Consider the following 2127-nt stretch of genomic DNA (forward strand, 5'->3'; position numbering starts at 1 on the left):
CGCCAAGTTGGAGGTCAACGGACCCAACACGCATCCGCTGTATGCGTGGCTCAAGGCCCAGAAGGGCGGCGTGCTCGGCAGCCGGATCAAGTGGAATTTCACCAAGTTCTTGGTCGATCGGCAGGGCAGCGTCGCGGAGCGTTTCGCACCCATCAACGAGCCGAGCAAGATCGGCAAGCACATCGAGGAACTACTCTAAGAGCGCTGAAAGGGCGCCGGGGCACAAGGACGGGGGGTGCGGTACCGCCATTGGAGCCGCCGTGGTTTTCGAAGTCCGCATAGCGTCGCCTGATCGGTGTTGTGTGTGCGATGCTGGCGGGGGCCTGCGGCGCCCGGACGACCGAGCCTCCGGGCGGCGCTGGTGCCGCGGGAAATCCTGGTCCAGGCCGCGAGAAGGATGGGCGCCCGGATCGTGGAACTGCTAGTGTCCCAGACTCATGGGACCGTCCCGCAGCTCCGCGCTCGTAGCTTGTGGCCCGCTGCTGTTCGCGCTTTCGCTTGGCTGGATCGTGGTTGCGCCTGGCTGTTCCGATGATTCCGGAGCCGACGGGCGTCGCGGGCGAGGTCAATGGCAGGGCCGCGGCGCAGGTGCTGGTCGCAAGCAACGCAACAAGGAATCGGCTCAGCTGATCAAGGTGCTGCGCGCCGAGCCGCGCGACCTGGCGCTGCGCCATCGCAGCTCCGGTACGCTGCGGGCCTTGAGAAGCGTCGAGATTCGTCCGGAACGCCCAGGCATCGTACGATCACTGCTTGTCGAGGAAGGGGACCAGGTGCGGGCGGGACAAGTGCTGGCTCGGCTCGACACGCGGGCGAGCAAGCTCCTGGCGCAGCGGGATCGCTTGGCAGCCGACAATGCCAAAAGAGAGCTCGAACGGCTCCGCAGCGTCGCGTCGCTGGGGGTGGTGGCGCCGGAGGAAGTAGCCCGGCAGCAGTATACAGCCGAATCCGCCGCAACTTCGGCGAAGCTGTCACGCCATCAGCTGGGCGAGATGGCGGTGCGAGCGCCGTTCGCGGGCACCGTCACCCGTCGCTTGATCGACGTGGGTGGCCGCGCCGACGCCGGCAGCGTGATGTTTCAGCTCGAGGACCTGCGCTCGCTCGAATTGGACCTGCATGTGCCCGAGGAGGAAGCTGGCAGGGTAGCGATCGGTGCGCCCGTCGAGCTTGCCCTCCTGAGCAGGACCAGAGTCGTGGCGCGCGTGCTTCGTCGCGCTCCCGTTGTCGATCGCCGTACCGGAACCGTGAAGGTCACGGTGCGCATCGACGAGCCCCCGGCGGAAGCGATGCCCGGAGCCTTCGTGCAGGCTTCCGTCGTGCTCGTCTCGCGTCCGGCAGCTCCAAGTCTTCCCAAGGCCGCCATTTTCGAGATCGATGGATCGCCCCATGTCTACGGTGTGGTCGATGGCAGGACCAAGCGCGTGCCGATCCAGGTGGGTGTGCGCGATAACGGCTTCGTGGAGGTCCTCGGCGGTCTCGAGCCCGATCGAATCGTGGTCGCGGACGCAGACGAAATGGCGGAAGGCACTGCGATACGGCCCGTAGAGCACAAGGAGCTCAAGGCGATCCGGCAGGAGCGGCTGCGAAGCGCCGTCAAGCGGGAGACACCGTGAAAGGGAAATCGGGCCGGCCCGGCGCCCACGAACCCAAGCGCGGTCGCGCCCCGGCGTTCGACTCCGCTCGGCCGAAACCGCACCGTTCACGCTCGGCGCGCTGCGGCGGACCGTAACGCAGCACCATGAATGCTGGTCGCAAGCTGGCTCCGGGTCTGATCGGCGCCCTGGTGCTCCGCCCCGTGACCACGGCCATGATCACCATGGCCCTGGCCTTGTTTGGGTGCGTGGCCGTGCTGCGGATGCCCGTCGAGCTGCTCCCCAACCTATCCTACGCCAGCATCACGGTTCAGACGAGCTATCCGAATACGGTCCCGTCCGAGGTCGAGGAGCTGGTTACCCGACCCATCGAGGAGGTGATCGGTGGCGTGCCCGGCGTCGTCTCGCTCGAGTCGGTCTCGCGCGAAGGACAGAGCGAGGTCGTGCTCGACTTCGCCTGGGGCACGCCCATCGGACGTGCCATGGCCGACGTGCGAGAGAAGCTCGACCGCGTGCGGCTGCCGATCGGCGCCGAGTC

The 2127-nt window shown here is 67.1% G+C and carries 3 protein-coding genes; all 3 read left to right on the plus strand.

The window, feature by feature from the left end; translation table 11 throughout:
* Positions 1-199: glutathione peroxidase (locus MJD61_03870; protein MCG8554414.1), on the plus strand; the 199-nt coding region annotated here is incomplete at its 5' end.
* 238 nt (positions 200-437) lie between these two features.
* Entirely contained in the window at positions 438-1610 is a 1173-nt protein-coding gene (locus tag MJD61_03875) for an efflux RND transporter periplasmic adaptor subunit (protein MCG8554415.1), read from the plus strand.
* Between the two features lie 125 nt (positions 1611-1735).
* The coding region (locus tag MJD61_03880; GenBank protein ID MCG8554416.1) for an efflux RND transporter permease subunit at positions 1736-2127 on the plus strand (392 nt) is incomplete at its 3' end.

The sequence above is a fragment of the Pseudomonadota bacterium genome (assembly GCA_022361155.1).
Classification (GTDB): Bacteria; Myxococcota_A; Polyangia; order Polyangiales; family JAKSBK01; genus JAKSBK01.

Bases quoted from the DNA above. Each gene is read 5' to 3' on its own strand.
- MJD61_03875 (MCG8554415.1), top strand. From the start codon at position 438: ATGGGACCGTCCCGCAGCTCCGCGCTCGTAGCTTGTGGCCCGCTGCTG.